Annotated in this window: 22 protein-coding genes; 8 read left to right on the forward strand and 14 right to left on the reverse strand. The window is 35.4% G+C overall.

The window, feature by feature from the left end; all coding sequences use genetic code 11:
- Positions 1–167: 167 nt before the first annotated feature.
- On the forward strand, positions 168–791 hold the full coding sequence (gene tpx, locus ABXH06_RS11235; RefSeq protein ID WP_311577064.1) for a thiol peroxidase: 624 nt from the start codon (positions 168–170) through the stop codon (positions 789–791).
- A 356-nt stretch (positions 792–1,147) separates the two neighbouring features.
- Positions 1,148–1,603, forward strand: coding sequence for an Hsp20 family protein (locus ABXH06_RS11240; RefSeq protein ID WP_353518280.1), 456 nt, complete (start codon positions 1,148–1,150; stop codon positions 1,601–1,603).
- Positions 1,604–1,656: 53 nt separating this feature from the next.
- Here ABXH06_RS11240 and ABXH06_RS11245 read toward each other — a convergent pair whose 3' ends face one another.
- Both ABXH06_RS11245 and ABXH06_RS11250 read right to left on the reverse strand, forming a co-directional pair.
- Positions 1,657–2,586 (reverse strand): hypothetical protein, encoded by a 930-nt coding sequence (locus ABXH06_RS11245; protein WP_311577070.1) that lies wholly within the window; start codon positions 2,584–2,586, stop codon positions 1,657–1,659.
- Between the two features lie 48 nt (positions 2,587–2,634).
- Complete coding sequence (locus ABXH06_RS11250) at positions 2,635–3,432, reverse strand: alpha/beta fold hydrolase (protein ID WP_353518281.1); 798 nt, start codon at positions 3,430–3,432, stop codon at positions 2,635–2,637.
- Between the two features lie 140 nt (positions 3,433–3,572).
- Here ABXH06_RS11250 and ABXH06_RS11255 point away from each other — a divergent pair, with 140 nt between their 5' ends.
- Positions 3,573–4,361, forward strand: a complete 789-nt coding sequence (locus tag ABXH06_RS11255; RefSeq protein WP_353518282.1) for an SDR family oxidoreductase — start codon at positions 3,573–3,575, stop codon at positions 4,359–4,361.
- Positions 4,362–4,389: 28 nt separating this feature from the next.
- On the opposite strand, the gene ABXH06_RS11260 is transcribed toward ABXH06_RS11255, so the two are convergent.
- The 3 genes from ABXH06_RS11260 to ABXH06_RS11270 form a co-directional block, all read right to left on the reverse strand.
- The gene (locus ABXH06_RS11260) at positions 4,390–4,755 is read right to left on the reverse strand and encodes an MGMT family protein (protein ID WP_353518283.1); all 366 of its coding nucleotides are present in this window, start codon (positions 4,753–4,755) and stop codon (positions 4,390–4,392) included.
- Positions 4,755–5,435 (reverse strand): SDR family oxidoreductase, encoded by a 681-nt coding sequence (locus ABXH06_RS11265; protein ID WP_353518284.1) that lies wholly within the window; start codon positions 5,433–5,435, stop codon positions 4,755–4,757. Before ABXH06_RS11265 ends, ABXH06_RS11260 begins: the two co-directional genes overlap by 1 nt.
- Positions 5,436–5,593: 158 nt before the next feature.
- Positions 5,594–6,010: an HvfA family oxazolone/thioamide-modified RiPP metallophore gene (locus ABXH06_RS11270; RefSeq protein WP_353518285.1), complete on the reverse strand. Its 417-nt coding sequence runs from the start codon at positions 6,008–6,010 to the stop codon at positions 5,594–5,596.
- Between the two features lie 194 nt (positions 6,011–6,204).
- Here ABXH06_RS11270 and ABXH06_RS11275 point away from each other — a divergent pair, with 194 nt between their 5' ends.
- Positions 6,205–7,152, forward strand: coding sequence for a tRNA-dihydrouridine synthase (locus tag ABXH06_RS11275; RefSeq protein WP_311577085.1), 948 nt, complete (start codon positions 6,205–6,207; stop codon positions 7,150–7,152).
- 9 nt (positions 7,153–7,161) lie between these two features.
- On the opposite strand, the gene ABXH06_RS11280 is transcribed toward ABXH06_RS11275, so the two are convergent.
- Positions 7,162–7,404, reverse strand: coding sequence for a hypothetical protein (locus tag ABXH06_RS11280; protein WP_353518286.1), 243 nt, complete (start codon positions 7,402–7,404; stop codon positions 7,162–7,164).
- 288 nt (positions 7,405–7,692) lie between these two features.
- Here ABXH06_RS11280 and ABXH06_RS11285 point away from each other — a divergent pair, with 288 nt between their 5' ends.
- From ABXH06_RS11285 to ABXH06_RS11300, 4 genes are all read left to right on the forward strand, one after another.
- Positions 7,693–7,944 (forward strand): hypothetical protein, encoded by a 252-nt coding sequence (locus ABXH06_RS11285; protein ID WP_353518287.1) that lies wholly within the window; start codon positions 7,693–7,695, stop codon positions 7,942–7,944.
- Between the two features lie 176 nt (positions 7,945–8,120).
- On the forward strand, positions 8,121–9,095 hold the full coding sequence (locus tag ABXH06_RS11290) for a methylenetetrahydrofolate reductase (protein ID WP_353518288.1): 975 nt from the start codon (positions 8,121–8,123) through the stop codon (positions 9,093–9,095).
- Between the two features lie 4 nt (positions 9,096–9,099).
- Positions 9,100–9,303 (forward strand): hypothetical protein, encoded by a 204-nt coding sequence (locus ABXH06_RS11295; protein WP_311577097.1) that lies wholly within the window; start codon positions 9,100–9,102, stop codon positions 9,301–9,303.
- Positions 9,304–9,447: 144 nt separating this feature from the next.
- Positions 9,448–9,738 carry a hypothetical protein gene (locus ABXH06_RS11300; RefSeq protein WP_311577100.1) on the forward strand — a complete coding sequence of 97 codons (291 nt, stop codon included), beginning with the start codon at positions 9,448–9,450 and terminating at the stop codon, positions 9,736–9,738.
- A 165-nt stretch (positions 9,739–9,903) separates the two neighbouring features.
- Here ABXH06_RS11300 and ABXH06_RS11305 read toward each other — a convergent pair whose 3' ends face one another.
- The 8 genes from ABXH06_RS11305 to ABXH06_RS11340 form a co-directional block, all read right to left on the reverse strand.
- The gene (locus tag ABXH06_RS11305; protein ID WP_353518289.1) at positions 9,904–10,806 is read right to left on the reverse strand and encodes a hypothetical protein; all 903 of its coding nucleotides are present in this window, start codon (positions 10,804–10,806) and stop codon (positions 9,904–9,906) included.
- Entirely contained in the window at positions 10,806–11,663 is an 858-nt protein-coding gene (locus ABXH06_RS11310; RefSeq protein WP_353518290.1) for an ABC transporter ATP-binding protein, read from the reverse strand. The genes ABXH06_RS11305 and ABXH06_RS11310 overlap by 1 nt, the downstream gene beginning before the upstream one ends.
- Positions 11,663–12,025: a GntR family transcriptional regulator gene (locus ABXH06_RS11315; RefSeq protein WP_353518291.1), complete on the reverse strand. Its 363-nt coding sequence runs from the start codon at positions 12,023–12,025 to the stop codon at positions 11,663–11,665. Before ABXH06_RS11315 ends, ABXH06_RS11310 begins: the two co-directional genes overlap by 1 nt.
- Before the next feature lie 356 nt (positions 12,026–12,381).
- Positions 12,382–12,792 (reverse strand): acyl-CoA thioesterase, encoded by a 411-nt coding sequence (locus ABXH06_RS11320; RefSeq protein WP_311577115.1) that lies wholly within the window; start codon positions 12,790–12,792, stop codon positions 12,382–12,384.
- Positions 12,793–12,876: 84 nt separating this feature from the next.
- Positions 12,877–13,158 carry a DUF3465 domain-containing protein gene (locus tag ABXH06_RS11325; protein WP_311577118.1) on the reverse strand — a complete coding sequence of 94 codons (282 nt, stop codon included), beginning with the start codon at positions 13,156–13,158 and terminating at the stop codon, positions 12,877–12,879.
- A 455-nt stretch (positions 13,159–13,613) separates the two neighbouring features.
- Positions 13,614–13,991, reverse strand: a complete 378-nt coding sequence (locus tag ABXH06_RS11330; protein ID WP_311577121.1) for a putative zinc-binding protein — start codon at positions 13,989–13,991, stop codon at positions 13,614–13,616.
- Positions 13,992–14,086: 95 nt separating this feature from the next.
- The gene (locus tag ABXH06_RS11335) at positions 14,087–15,070 is read right to left on the reverse strand and encodes a 2-hydroxyacid dehydrogenase (protein WP_353518292.1); all 984 of its coding nucleotides are present in this window, start codon (positions 15,068–15,070) and stop codon (positions 14,087–14,089) included.
- Entirely contained in the window at positions 15,067–15,732 is a 666-nt protein-coding gene (locus tag ABXH06_RS11340) for a YehS family protein (protein ID WP_353518293.1), read from the reverse strand. The genes ABXH06_RS11335 and ABXH06_RS11340 overlap by 4 nt, the downstream gene beginning before the upstream one ends.
- Positions 15,733–15,745: the final 13 nt, after the last annotated feature.

Below are 15,745 nucleotides of genomic sequence, written 5' to 3' on the forward strand. Positions count from 1 at the left end.
TCTAATTTTCTCATTACAAACAACGATGTTTTAGTAAAAAACACACTCATAATAGTATGTTGTACTTTATAACCATAGATAATAATTAAAAAAAAAACTATTTTATGGCTATTTTTTTTTGCCAAGGTTAAGCTTTCATTAATTTTCATTATCAATTAGTTTTTCTTATGTTTTTAGCTCGATGTTTAACATTTACATTTTTTAATTTCTTACTTGCATTCACTGTATTAGCGAATGGTGTTTCGACGGCAAGTCTCACTGAAACAAATAACTTAGTTATGGCGGGTGAAAAATACATCACCCTTTTAGGCAATCAAGTAACGGTTGGCGAACCAGCGCCCCCTTTTAAAGTTGTGAACGAGTCTTTTGCTGCTGTCTCGCTTTCAGATTTCACAAATAAAACCCTATTAATTTCTGTGGTTCCCAGTTTAGATACGGGAGTTTGCTCACTGCAAACTAAGCGATTTAATGATGAAGTTTCTAATTTTTCAGATCAAGTTACTATGTTAACCATTAGTAATGATCTTCCCTTTGCACAAAAACGTTTTTGCAAAAACGAAAAAGTTGAAAATATTAAGGTATTGTCTGACGCGGTTTGGCGTGATTTTGGCAGTCAATATGGCTTATTGATTAAAGATATGGGGTTATTAACTCGTGCTATTTTTATTATTGATAACCAAGGTAAAGTCGCCTACAAAGAATTAGTTAAAAATATTTCAAATCACCCTAATTATGAGCTCGCCTTAACCGAATTGAACAAATTAACCTCAGTCAAAGAGTCACAAGATTAACTCATATCGTCGAATGATGGTAACTCAGTGAGGAAGTTCATGAAGAGTTTTCTCACAAAAACAATATTTCCCATTAAAAACATATAAAAATTACCTTCTAATTTTCAACAACTTACCTTTAAACTTTAAATTAATTTAAAAATATTCGCTTTATTTTCTTGAAATTAATTTTCTCGTCCTTATCTATTTAACTGTAGACGCCGATAGGGTCTACTACTTTAACCGCCTGTTCTTGATGAAAGGCACATTGATTGTTTAATACACGCAAAATGTTTCGTCGCAGCAGATGCTGGACAATTAACATTGAGTTATTAAACAGATAAACAGCATATTGCTAACTAAATAGGATATGAATTATGCGTACAAATACAGATTTTAGCCCACTTTACCGTTCATTTATTGGTTTTGACCACTTAGCTGGTTTAATAGATAAAGCCTCTAGAGCCGATAAACAATCGTCTTATCCCCCATATAATATTGAATTACTAGCAGAAGACCAATACAGAATCACTATGGCTGTTGCTGGGTTTGCTGAAGATGAATTAGCTATTGAGTCTAAACAAAATAATTTAATTGTCACCGGTAATAAACCGGCCGATAAAGAGAAAACAGACAGAAAATTTTTGCATCAAGGCATTGCCGAAAGAAATTTCGAAAGAAAATTTCAGCTAGGTGATCATGTGAAAGTTATTGGTGCTTTTATGGAAAATGGTTTACTACATATTGATTTAGAAAGAGAAATACCGGAAGCGTTAAAACCTAGAAAAATAGCGATTAATGGTAAAAGTTTATTAACAAGTAAAACGAGTTAATAACTAAATCGACATGTTTTCCCTTATTTTGCCCGGTTTGTCACCGGGCTTTTTTAATTGTCATTAGACAACTGAGTATATAACTTGGCATATACTCCATCTAAATCGTCAAAATTCACTTTTTTTAACAGTACTTTAACGTTATTTCTATTATTTAAACGATGATAAATATCAGCCAAATTTAAATACGTTTTATCTACTAAGCTTTGATTACGTGCTTTTAATGACACAGTTAACGCCAAATTGAAATATTTGATAGCAACGTCAAAGCTATCAACAAAATAATGTGAACGTGCAACATTAAAATTTGCAATCGCTTGCATGTTGGTATTATCCGTTTTTTCTGCCCACTGCAGAGCTTTTAAACGGTATTCCTGATGTGCAGGATGATCTTGTAACCGTAAAGCAAAATGCCCTAAGTTAGTATATAAACGGTATTTAAAATTAGCATCGGTGAAATGGCTAAACTTTTCTTCTAATCCTAATAACATATCGTAGCCAATCTGGTACTGATTCATATAAAGCAGCATATTAGCAACTTTTATCAGCTCAAACGGTTTAGGCCACTCTTTATTTACCGCTAACAAGAGTTCCTTTGCTTCGTTGAAGTAACGATTGGCTAGTTCTGTGTCACCTTTATATTGAATTAATTTTGCGTATAAAATATAGCTATAGATATGGAACTTCTCAGGTAAATCCTTTCTTGATACGACTGTCAGCAGCATTTTCTCTAGCTCTTCATCACGTTCTAACGCAAATAAAGCTTCTAATTGATATAATTTATAGGCGTACCATAAGCGACTATATTTTGGTGATTTGGCTAAATATGGCGGTAACAAAGATAAACAAAGATCATAAGAAGATTCACAAATATGATGAATATTTTGTTGCGCAGATTTTGATGCTTTACTATTCGCGTAAACTTCCTCATTAACCAAGATGAGAGAAGCAAAAAGTAAAGAATAAAATATGGAAAATTTCATGCCGTTACTTTACCACTCAATATTCATGAAAAGAAGTAATAAAAAAACTCACTTCACATGATAAATAAATGAAGAAATCAGTGGTTGTACAAGGTTTGGATGACTGATTGGCGCCATATGACCTGAGGAAATTTCTTTATATTCAACATGTTTTAACGACTGAGCAATAGCTTGACTCAAAACATGACTGACCGCTTTGCTGTATTTCCCTACCATAAGCAAACATGGACATTGAATCACTTGTAATGCCTCAAAAGAATAACGTTCTTGCAGTATCCCGATAAAGTCTAATTTCACTTTTGTAAACTGCTCAATCATTGTCGTTTGAATTTTGTGAGGTAACTTCGCAAAAAATCCTTCGCCATTCCAAAAATCAATGAAGGCTTCAGCCCCTTGTTGTTGGCTAACAGAAGCAAGTTTTTCAGCAAAATTTTCAACATCTCTTGCTAAAGCATTGTGATTTTCATTGTGTGAAAGTGCTAATAAATGAAATGCCACAGGCTCAAACAGAGACAAACTTAATAGTTTTTCTGGCTGTTCAACCGCAATTTTTAACGCGATTGCTCCGCCACACGAATGGCCAACTAAATGAAATTTTTCAGTCGGAGCAACCTGACTTATGATCGTGTTTATCCGAGTGGTTTCAATGGTAAAATTATAGTTTTTTTCGCAAGCTGCACTCGCATTCCCATAACCTAATAAGTCGATATTGATACACGTGAAATGCTCACTTAATTGAGCAGCTAAATTCGCCCATTGTTTTGACGAGCTTAAAGAGCTGTGTAAAAACACAACGACTGGTCCTTGCCCTGAAACACTTACACCTTGTTCGATCATATTTGCCATGCTTAAAAACTTTTTAGTCAGCTTAATAAACGATCTGACAACTGTCAAAATAAATCATCAAAAAATAAAATATAATTGCTAAAACAAATCATAGCTTTCTATGGTTAAATACCATCATCTGTTAGCTATTTTGAAATATTATGAATATTAATTTAACGTCAAAAAACGCCTTAGTATGTGGAAGTAGTCAAGGAATAGGTAAAGCTTGTGCTATTGAATTAGCTGCACTAGGCGCAAATGTAACACTTTTTTCTCGTAATGAAGATGCATTAAAAACGGTGCTTGGTGAGTTAGATACAAAAAATGGACAGCAACATCAATTGCTAGTCGCTGACTTTAGTCAGCCGGATCAAGTAAATAGGGTCATTAATCAAGTTGTATCAGAAACAAAAGGTTTTGAAATACTTGTGAATAATACTGGGGGCCCGGCTCCTGGACCAGCAAATTTAGCTGCGGCAAGTGAGTTTAATGACGCCTTCAATTTACATTTAGTCTCTAACCATCACTTAGTTCAAGCGCTCATTCCTTACATGAAAAATAAGGCGTACGGTAGAATTATCAATGTCATCTCCACATCAGTAAAACAACCTTTACCTAACTTAGGCGTTTCTAATACTATTCGTGGTGCAGTAGCAAGCTGGGCTAAGACTCTTGCCTTCGAATTAGGAGAGTTTGGTATCACGGTAAATAATGTTTTGCCTGGTGCGACAGCAACGGCTCGCTTAGATGCCATTATTCAAGGAAAAGCGGCCAAACAGAATATTTCGTTTGAGCAAGCGACGCTCAATGAAAAAGCTCAAATTCCATTACGCCGCTTTGCTAAACCGGAAGAGTTTGCCGCAGCAGTAGGCTTTTTAGCATCTCCTTCAGCAAGTTATATTACTGGCATTAACTTACCTGTTGATGGGGGAAGAACTTCAAGCTTGTAGAACTAATTAAGCTAAAATCAATTAAAAATTAGTAGGTTAATTTAAATAATAATTCGGTAAGATCAGGTTGCCATTGAAATTCAAACAACTTGATCTTCGCCCCTTGCACAATAATATTTTCTTCTTGTAACAAGCCTTTCTGTCTCACAAAAGATTCACTGTCGATCGGGAAAGAGATTTTTCCTTGTGAATTAACCACCCTATACCAGGGTACAGCTTGATTCTTCCAACCTAAATCAGGCACTTTAGCTAATGCTTTTCCAACTAATCGTGCCCGGCCGGGTAAACCAGCCAGATCGGCTATTTGTCCGTAAGTGGCAACTGTGCCTGTAGGTATTAATTGCACGGTTTGCCAAATACGAATATAGCGAGAGTTATCGGTTTTTTCAGGCATTACCAAGGAAGTAGTTGGCCATTAGAATGTTTAAAAACTCCAGATTCTTGCATTGTTAAATCTAGTATTAAATTGACTAACTTACCGGCTGATTCGTCGGCACTAATGTCTCCTCCATGATTCACCATATCTGTTTGCACGTAACCTGGATGATAAACGCCTACTGCAACATTTTTATCAGCTAAATCTTTAGATAGCGACATTGCTGCAGAATTAAGCGCAGCTTTTGACATTCGATATCCGTAACGACCACCAGAGCCATTATCGGCAATAGAGCCCATTCGTGAAGTTATCATGGCCACTTTACTGCCGGAAATAAATTGCTGACGTAATGAATCAACACAACGTAATGGTGCGATAGCATTAACTTCAAATTGCTCACGGATCGTTTCAATATTTAATGAACCTAACTGTTCTTCTCTTAAGATCCCAGCATTACAAACCAGGATATCAATAGTAAGACCTTTGAGCGCTGAAACCATCAATGCTAAGCCTTCATCAGTGGCAACATCTACGCCAGTGATAACTTGTAAGTTATTGGCTTGATTAGCAAGATTTTCTAACTGTTCAGATGAATGACGACATAAGGCAAAAACAGTATTCCCTTGCTGTGAAAATTCTTTACTCATCGCAAAACCGATACCACGATTTGCACCTGTAATGACAATATTTTTAGACATGAAATAACTACTTTATGAATTGAAATTAAAAGATATATTAGATGATTTTTTGCAAATTAATAATAAAATTAAATGCTTTTTAAGTCGTTAAAAAACTAAGTAAACAAAAAAGCCACATAATTGTGGCTTTCAAGAGTATCAATCAAATGTCGGTAATCTTACTTACCTTCACCACATTTACTTGATTTATCTTTTTTCATTTTTTTACCTTCGCCACACTTGCCTTCACCGCATTTCCCTTTCTTGGCTTTTTTACCTTCGCCACACTTGCCTTCGCCACATTTTCCTTTCATGGCTTTTTTACCTTCACCGCACTTACCTTCGCCACATTTTCCTTTCATGGCTTTTTTACCTTCGCCACACTTGCCTTCACCGCATTTCCCTTTCTTGGCTTTTTTACCTTCGCCACACTTGCCTTCGCCACATTTATGATCTTTATCGTTATCTGCGACGATAGAAACGATACCTTTAGACTCAAATGGGTTTGATTCAGCTTTTGCTGAAACACTCACTAACGACGTTAAAGCAAATGCACTTAACATTAAAACAACAGCTGATTTTTTAATTATATTCATTTTGTTTTCCTTTAAATTGTAAACTTAGACACTATATCTAGTATTATGTATTGAACCACTTTCTACACAACAGTAATTAAGTACTACTAATTAACAAGACCTGACGTTTAAAAATAAATTTCATTCCTCGCTTATTTTTATAAAAGATTAAGTGAAGTTCACTAAAAAGTCTATTAACAAAGCAGTTTAACGTAATGATTAATCAAATAAAAAAAGTCACGTTAGCCCCCATGGAAGGCGTGGCAGATGAGCTTATGCGTAATTTACTTTGCTCGATAAATTGTTACGATTTATGTATTACTGAGTTTGTTCGCGTTGTAGATAGGCGGGTTCCTACCCATATTTTTCATAAAATATCACCTGAGTTAAAGCGTGGTGGCTTTACGCATAACAACACCCCAACTCGAGTGCAACTACTGGGGCAAGAACCTCATTGGATGGCTGAAAATGCCATTAAAGCTATTGAATTGGGCTCTCATGGCGTAGATTTAAATTTTGGTTGTCCGGCAAAAACAGTCAATAAAAGTAAAGGTGGCGCAGTTTTATTAAAAACACCTGAAACTATTTATCAAATAGTAAATAGTGTTAAACAAGCGTTGCCGCAAGATCAAATATTATCCGCCAAAATTCGTTTAGGCTTTGATGATGCATCCCTTTTAGATGAAATAGTCAGCGCCATTACTAGTGCAAACGCCAATCAATTAACGATACACGCACGTACAAAACGTGATGGGTATAACCCTCCGGCATATTGGCATCACATTGGTAAAATCAGCGAAAAATATGCCATTGAGTTATTTGCTAATGGCGAAATTTGGTCGCTATCCGATGCAAAAAAATGCATAAAAGAAGCGAAAACAGCAAACATTATGTTAGGAAGAGGCGCATTAGCTATGCCTAATCTCGCGAATGTTGTTAAAGGAAAAGAAGATAAAATGCCTTGGTCATCCGTCAATAAATTATTTCAACACTACGCCTATTTAGAACTACAAGGTGATAAAAGTTTCTATTTTTCTAGTCGATTAAAACAGTGGCTAAGATATTTAAAATTACAATATCCGCAAGCTGAGACCTTATTTAATGCAATTAAGCTGTTGAAAAATAAAGATGACATATTAAAGCAACTCGAAAGAATAGAGTAAGCTAACGTTTTAGCCTGTTTTATTGTCCTTTTGTTCTTCTTGCTCATCAACCTTTCGTTTGGCAATGATAATAGTGTCAATTGTTTTTTCTACTTGTGGATCCGGTAATAACATTTGTGCCATGACCCCAAAAGCTACAGCAATTCCTTTTCTGCTTTTTGCTGCACTAATAAGCATTTTCGCTACTATGGCTAAAAAACCTAATATCAAACAAGGGGATAATACGATGAAAAATTCACGATAATATTCCATTTCAATTCCTAAATCGATCGCTCCATGTAAGCTATCAATAAGCTTGAACTATAGAGAAAATTTATACTGTTAACGCGGCTGGAAGTGCAGCCGAAATGAATTAAACCAAGTAAAAACTAAATGCTATTGAAAGGAGTTTGATGTAAGCGATTTATTAAGACATGTAGAGAAAGAAAAGCAAATTCAATCTCTTTCATTATTTGAAATTGAAAAGTTAAATGGATTTCAGTCAATAAATTCAGCCGTTTATGAGTAACAGATTGAGGAATGTCAGTTAAGTCATGGTAGGTGAAGTTACTGTTAACGATTGATCTTGGTTCAAAAATTAAATTTTTAAACGAGATGGCTAAGCGAGAGTTTTGCTTTGATAATTTGTTTAGTGACAGTTCAGTGAGCGTTGATTTACTCCTGTCAGTAAGTACTTCAAAACTCGAGCTTGATGGCGAAGAATCTATCAGAGGTACGGCAAGTAGCGCATTGGAAGATAAAAGACCAAAGGTTAAAAACAAGCATTTAAAAAACAGATGCCACACTTTTTAAACTCCCTGTTATTAACACTACAAGATAATGATATTTATCTTATTTAAATAAGGGTAAATGACAGTAAATCAAGCTATTTGTGATAATAAATCACTTTTTTGCATATCGTTAGGTAAGATTTTTAATTTGAGAAGGGTTATCATACTAGCAATTAAAATTGTTAAGAAAGAAAAACAGTGAATAACGGATCAGAGCTAAAAGCAAGATATAACGATGTAACGCGTGGCGTATATTTTATTGGCACAACACCACCAAAAAGTGACACCCCTATTGAACAAGTAGAAAGCATTGCAAGCAAACTTCTTGAACGTGTGAGTGATATCGATTTCGATGGTTTAATTGTTTATGACATACAAGATGAAGACTCTCGTACCAATAAGCCTCGACCTTTTCCGTTTAAAACCACGCATGATCCGAGACATTATTCCGCGCTATTAAATCAAAAATCAGCACGACCTGTGATCACTTATAAAAGTGTCGTGCAATCCAATGCTGAAGATTTTAACCAATGGGCAAACGAAGCGTGGCAAGAGTACGGTATTCGTGACATTGTTTTAGTCGGTAGCCCTTCGAAGAAAAACACTATTTCACTCTCTCTGGCTAATGCTTATAAAACCTTAGTGGATAATCAGAATGAGTTTTTTATTGGCGGGGTAACTATCGCAGAACGTCATGCGAAAAAAGGCAATGAACACGAAAGATTAATCGAGAAACATCAGCAAGGCTGTAACTTTTTTATCTCTCAAGCAATATATAACCCGCAAGCTACCATAGATATGCTGACGCGCTATGCTATTGAATGTAAAAAATTAAATATTAAACCACAACGCTTTATTTTAACTTTTTCGCCTTGTGGTAGTGAAAAAACCTTAGAGTTTATTGAGTGGTTAGGCGTTAGTGTGCCAGAAGCTACTTCTTTACGTATTTTAAATGCAGATAAACCACTTTATGAATCGATTCGCATTTGTGCAAATAGCTTACAACAAATTTTAGACGCCGTATTACCGTATAATTTACCACTTGGATTAAACATTGAAAGTTTAACTAATCGAAAAGAAGAAATAGACGGCTCTATTTTACTTTATAAATTATTGCGTTCGATGATGGACAGTTATCTAGCCAAACAAGAACTTGCTAACTTAATTAGGTAACCTCATGAAACTGATCATGAAAACAGAGTTTGATAACTTAAGGCTCAATCCTTTCCATGATTATGAAGCAGACAGTAACGGTGATAAACAGGTAGTTAAAATTTATTGTGACGGCCTGCTTATCGCTAAAAAAGTCAAACTTAAAAAGTCTATTCGATATTTTGCCGTAAAAAATTATCAAGATTTTATTACCGATGAAATTGAATAAAATCATCAAGCTAAAAGTGTGTTGTTCAGTAATATGAACACGTCAATTCATTTCAAAGCATGTCCAACCTGTAACATGTTTTACAACTCTTACCAGTTCAATATATAATCAATTTATTCAGTAACTGATATCTAGAGTCGTAAAATGAAAAATGTTGTAATAAGTAGTATTTTCATGATATTCGTTGCTTCATGTGCTTCAAACGGAAATGTTTCGCATTGGCAAGGTGAATCGCTTAGCTCGTTAATCGAACAATATGGCACGCCCGATAGTTTTTTAAAGCTTGAAGACGGTAATAGAATTATTGAGTATGATAAAAGCAACGCATTACATGTTGCCGGTCATTTCTGTTCATTAACTTTTATGGTTGATAGTAGCAACAGAATTTCAGGGGCTAAAGCGTTCGGCAATGGTAATAATTGTTCAAATCAATAAGGGTTATCACACATTTAATGCCCTTTTCATCACAACTGTATAAGTACGCGGCGAACGAAACATTACTTCTCTTCGCTTAACTTCATACTTTTTTACGCTGTATTCTACAAAAAGCGACTCATTTTCATGAGCCGCTTTATCTATCTCATTGCTCGCTTATTTAAACTAGTGGTTTTTATTCACCCTCAACCAATATGCGCCATACATCAAACCAGCGCCAAATAATATGGCAACAATGCTAATTTTATCTTTCATGACATTAAATGGCATCACGGTAATACTCGTGTGTTGATTAGCATAAATTTCTAAAGCATTATGCGAAATTGTAAAATAATCCATCAAAGTTTGAGCAAAAAAGCGCGTATGGAGATCAAAGTAGCTAACAAAAAAACTTTCCACCAATAAGACAATAATGATAGGTAACACGGCCCAGAGGAACGGAGCTTTTTTGGCAAAAGCGGATACAAACATTAACCAAGCATAAATTGGAAACATCCATAATGAGTAAGGCAATAAACTCCCCCATGAAGTAAATAGATGCCAGATAACGTCACTATTTGCCCATAATTGCCATAACGAAATATCGTAACCAAGTGAGAGAATAATACTCAAGATGACAATCATCATAAGAAAGACCAGTACTACCCCCGTTGCCGCAATTAGGAATATTGCCGGTAGAATGAGTGCGCCGACTAAAAGCTTAACCCCGATAGTCATGGCATCAGATACAGGTAATGATCGCCAAAACATAATGGATAAATCACGACGTTCATCAAATAAACACGCGATAAAATAATAAAGCTGAATAATGCCGGATATAATAACAAAAGGTAAAAATAATACCGATATAAAACCAAAGGCTATTTGTGAAAACTCTTCTGAATGAGTGAGTCCGGAAATACGTTCAAACCTAGTTAACCAATGACCGCTGGAAACATCATTTAATAATAAACTGATAAACGGAGCACATATTAACAAAATAGCTAATGTAACTGGGATCCATAAAAATATTTTTTTATACTCCCATAATTCTTTTTTCATTTGAGTAGTAAATTGCAAAGTATTCATTAGATTGCCTCCTTCGCCAGCACGCCAACAAAAATATCAGCCAAGCTTGGAACACTTACTTGACCTAAGGGCTGAAGATCATCGCCGCTTTGGTTATCAAACAACATCATGTTTATTCCCATCAAACTATTGGAGAACAGCGGTTTCAAAGCACTTGCTTGTGCTACGTTCTCATGAGTTACGGCAACTAACTGAAAGCGTTCTTTAATCTTGTCGGTACTTTCATTCAGTACGAGTTTACCTTCTTGAATAAATGCAACATCCGTTAAAATATGCTCTATTTCTTCGATTTGATGCGTAGTTACAATGATACATTTATCATCATTGTAAAAATCTTCAAGTAAGTGTGTGTAGAATTGACGGCGAGTTAAAATATCCAATCCTAATGTTGGCTCATCCAAAATCAACACTTTGGCATCTATTGCTAAAATTAACGCTAAATGTAACTGCGTTATCATGCCTTTTGATAAATGTTTTACCTTACTTTCAAGTTTGATATTAGTTTTCGCTAATAACTCTTTTGCTTTATCACGATTAAAACGAGGATGAATACCAGCTAAGTATTCCAGTGACTGATGCACTTTCAACCACTTAGGTAACACGGCAACATCAGCAATATATGCAACTTGCTCCAACATTTTTTCACGTTGCTTTCTAGGGTTAAATCCTAAAATATCGATATCACCTTGATAGTCAACTAAACCTAGCATGGCTTGTAAACAAGTCGTTTTACCTGCGCCATTGGGGCCAACCAAGCCTAGTATTTGTCCAGGATGCACAGATAAATTAATATCTGAGATCACATTGCTAGCACCGTAGCTTTTATTTAGTTGAGAAATAGAAATTAATGGCGTCATTACTTCTCTCCTCTTTCATTGGATAATAGTTGCTCTACCGATAATTGTAATCGTGTGATCTGTTGTAATATTTGAGGCCATTGTTGTGTTAAAAAAGTTTCTTTTTCTCGCGCTAACATTCGGCTCTGTGCACCATCTTTTACAAACAATCCTTTCCCTCGTTGTTTTTCTACTATCTGCTCGTCTTGTAACATTTGATAGGCCTTAGAAATAGTTATCGGGTTAATTTGATATTGAGAGGCGACTTTTCTCACCGAAGGCAACGCCTCACCCTCTTTGATATAACCGTCGAGTATTCGCGATATTACTTGCTGATAAAGCTGTAAATAAATAGGTTTATCAGCATCCCATTGAGTTGTCATAGCAATTTCCTGTGATGAAAATACAAACAATTAATAGTGTTATACATCACCAACACACCATGAGCAAATAATTAACCTAGTCTAAATGTAATTATTTATGAATACTGTTAAGTAACTCTAAGAATTGTGAACAAGCAGGAAATAGTACCCTGAATATTATTATTTTACTTTTTATCTAAAATCAATAACTTATAATTAAGAGTAACTCAATCATAAATTTAATAACGAATGATTAATGTAAGGAGGGAATTAAATACGCTCATCGTTGCAGTATTACATAAGTTCTGTAATATAACGGCTCATTTCATCTCCCCCTCTTGTAAAAATCTTAGTTTCAACAGGGGCACAAAACACTGTTAAAGGTTAAGTGTTTTCACTTCATCAATGGTTTGCTGTTTAAGCGCTTCAAGCGTTTTACCGTGGGGAACAGGTTGTCGAGTTTCAGGATCAACCTTAACAAAAACAATATCATCGGCTAAACAAATCGTTTTTTTAGTGACTTTATTGCGTACCAAGCAAGTGACGGTAATTGACGTATTGCCAACCTGTTTGGTTTCTAAACCAAATTCTACAATATCCCCTTGCATTGCTGGGGCTTCAAAGCTGATTTCACCAATATGTTTCGTCACTAAGCAATTAGTTTCAAGTTGACAAATAACATAAATTGCCGCTTCTTCGTCAATCCATTGCAATACGCGACCACCAAACAATGAATAACCATAATTTAAGTCACTTGGCATAACTAAACGTCGAGATAAAAATCGCATAAGCTACTCTTTTGAAAAATTTAATGAACCGTAGAAACACTTAAGGGTAGAAACATAATAACGTCACAGCAAGTAAAATTTTAATTACTGATATAATTTTTCATGATGTTTAATCCAACCGGATGGATGTTTACCGTGAGGATCATGGTGAGTCCAATGCACCATTCCGCCTAATTTATTCCATTGATACACGCCCATAAACTCAACTTTATCACCTACGTGTAAGTTAGCTATTCTTGGAGCTAAATCAATATTATGTATCACTAAAACTGTTTTATTGTTTTTTAATCGTAACGTAAAACGTTGATGCTTATTCCCATCTAAATCGTCCGCGAATATTTTTTGCACAATTCCTGTCGCTTTCATTTCAGTTATAGCATCCACACTTTGAGTGTAAAATAAAAAGAAACAACCATAAGTATTAAGAACATTAGACTATAAAGCCATAAAAACAGAAATGATAATTTTCGTTTGATGACACCAAACCATGTTAATTTTTTTGTTGAATGTAAAGCAGATGTTTGAGCAACTTGTGGATCAAGATAAAAACTATGACAAAGGACAAATAAAATTAAACTCCACAAAAGTATCAATAAACTTGGAGTCAAATATGTTGCTTGAGCATATTGAGAAGAAAAAACGAATAAATACAAAATAACGATAAATGCTATTAAACTAATAACAGCAAGAAAATATCTGATCGGAAAAAACAGAGTTGCAATTAGATTAAAAAACCTCGTCATTTTAATGCCTTTTAAAATAACTGTATTATAACGAACCCTCGCCAAGCTACCAAAGATAAAATCTTATTAACGGGCAGATTAACGTTTAGTAAAGTTAATGCCATGTTTCGAAAGTTCACCATAAATATGTACCATAGCTTTGCTGTTTTCAGATAACGAGTCCTGCCATTTGTCACGTTTTACTATCCCTAAATCTGTGATCACAAAGTAATGTGACGTTGCAACTTCAGCATTATCTAAACAGTTTTTTGTACAAGCAAGATCACAACCGTCAATAGCAATAATCGACCTTCCAGACGTCGCGATTGCTTTAATAGGAGCAACATTAGCAATGACCCCTGATACGCATGACATTTCAGCAATCCCGTCTGAATCAAGGTTTAATGCGATATCATGTGCAATACGAGCAACATTAGAACAACCGGAGCATGAATAAACAATTGGTATATCAGTCATAAAAAGTATCAAGTTATTGAACCGTGCAGATATGCTAACAACTCGGTAAATTTTAGTGTTGATTTAAATCAACCTTTCTTTTTGTAAGGGTATTACTAATAGCCTTGGTGAAAATCAACAGAAGGTGGGATCTTGCCTGTTAAACAATACTCTAAGATATTGTGTTTCACTATTTCACAAGCGGATTCACGATTAGTCGGCGCAGAAATATGGGGTAAAACAGTAATATTTGGATGTTGCCATAATATATTATCTTGCGGTAACGGCTCTTGAGCAAAAACGTCTAACACAGCATGTGACAGTAAGTTTTCATCTAATGCAGTTATTAAATCATCATGATGAACTATCTTACCTCGAGCAAAGTTGATTAGCCCTGCTGTTGGTTTCATTTTGCTAAATAAACCTTGATTGATAAGACCCAACGTTTGCTGAGTGAGAGGTAATAACACCACCACAATATCACTTTCAGAACAAACTTTTTCCAAACCATCAGCGCCTGAGAAACAGGTTAAATTATCAATCGATTTTTTTGTACGACTCCAACCTAAGACATTAAAGCCATTTAACCTTAGTTTTGCTGCACTCGCCTGCCCTAGTTCCCCTAATCCTAATATCCCTATGGTTCTTTCACTCGTTAAAGCAACCGTATGTTGTTGCCATTGTTGACTACGTTGTTGACTCAAATACCGTGGCATATCCCGATGTAAATAGTAACTCCATGCCACTACAGCATCAGCCATGGTTTGCGCTAAACACGGATCAATTAAACGAACTATTTTAAAGCTAGGTGATGGTATTTCGGCAATTAAACGTTCGACCCCAGCCCATAAACTTTGCACCCAAACTAATTGAGGGAAATCAGCTAGAGTAGTAGGGTCAGGATTTGCGACTATCGCAATTTCACATCGCGACTTTTCAAGAGTAGACAAACTGTCGGCGAGCACCACATTAAACGAACTTTTATAGGAGTCATGTTGAGCGGCCATTGACTGTGATATCAAGGTATTTAAGCGCTCAAGCCATAGTAACTGTTCCGTTAAAGCAAGTTGACTAATAAACGGGATTAATTGTTGAGTCATTTACTGTTTTTATAAATATCTTCGGGTTTTAATTTTAAAACCGTACGCGTTGATTTTTTACTGGCTGCTTTAGTCGCATTAGGGTTCACATAAAGTTTACTGGCATTCGCTCGGGCAGATTTATACGAAGTATCGACTAGTTCATTTTCAATATCAGAAGCTACAGCGCCGGTGAGTTTATTTTTAGATTTTTTTGGCGTATAAGGTTTACGGTGTTTATCTTGTAACGCTTGTAAAAAGTTACGTAAGAATTGCGATTTACAATGACGGTAATTTTTATGATCCGGTTTTCTAAAAAACGCCGTTAATTCTGATTTACCTAATGTAAAACCAGTACTAGCCAATAAATCAATAATATCGTCATTTTGTAACTGTAAGGCTATCTTCAATTTCATCAACATGATATTTTTTGTTAATGTTGTTTCTGGTTTAGGTTGCTCGCCTGCTTTTCGTCCTCGTTTTTCAATGATAAAACCATTTAAAAAACTCGCAAGTTCAACATCAGCAAGCTCAACCATAGTGGCATCATCATCCTTTTTTAACCAGTTTTGAACCTGTGTTTCACTCACTTTGCATTGTGCGTGAGCAAAAATTGCCACAACTTTTTCATCTCGTAAATTAAAGGTGTAGCGAATACGGCGTAAAACATCATTATTGGTCACTAAGGACTCCTAA

It is taken from the genome of Thalassotalea sp. SU-HH00458 (assembly GCF_040362795.1).
GTDB lineage: Bacteria > Pseudomonadota > Gammaproteobacteria > Enterobacterales > Alteromonadaceae > Thalassotalea_H > Thalassotalea_H castellviae.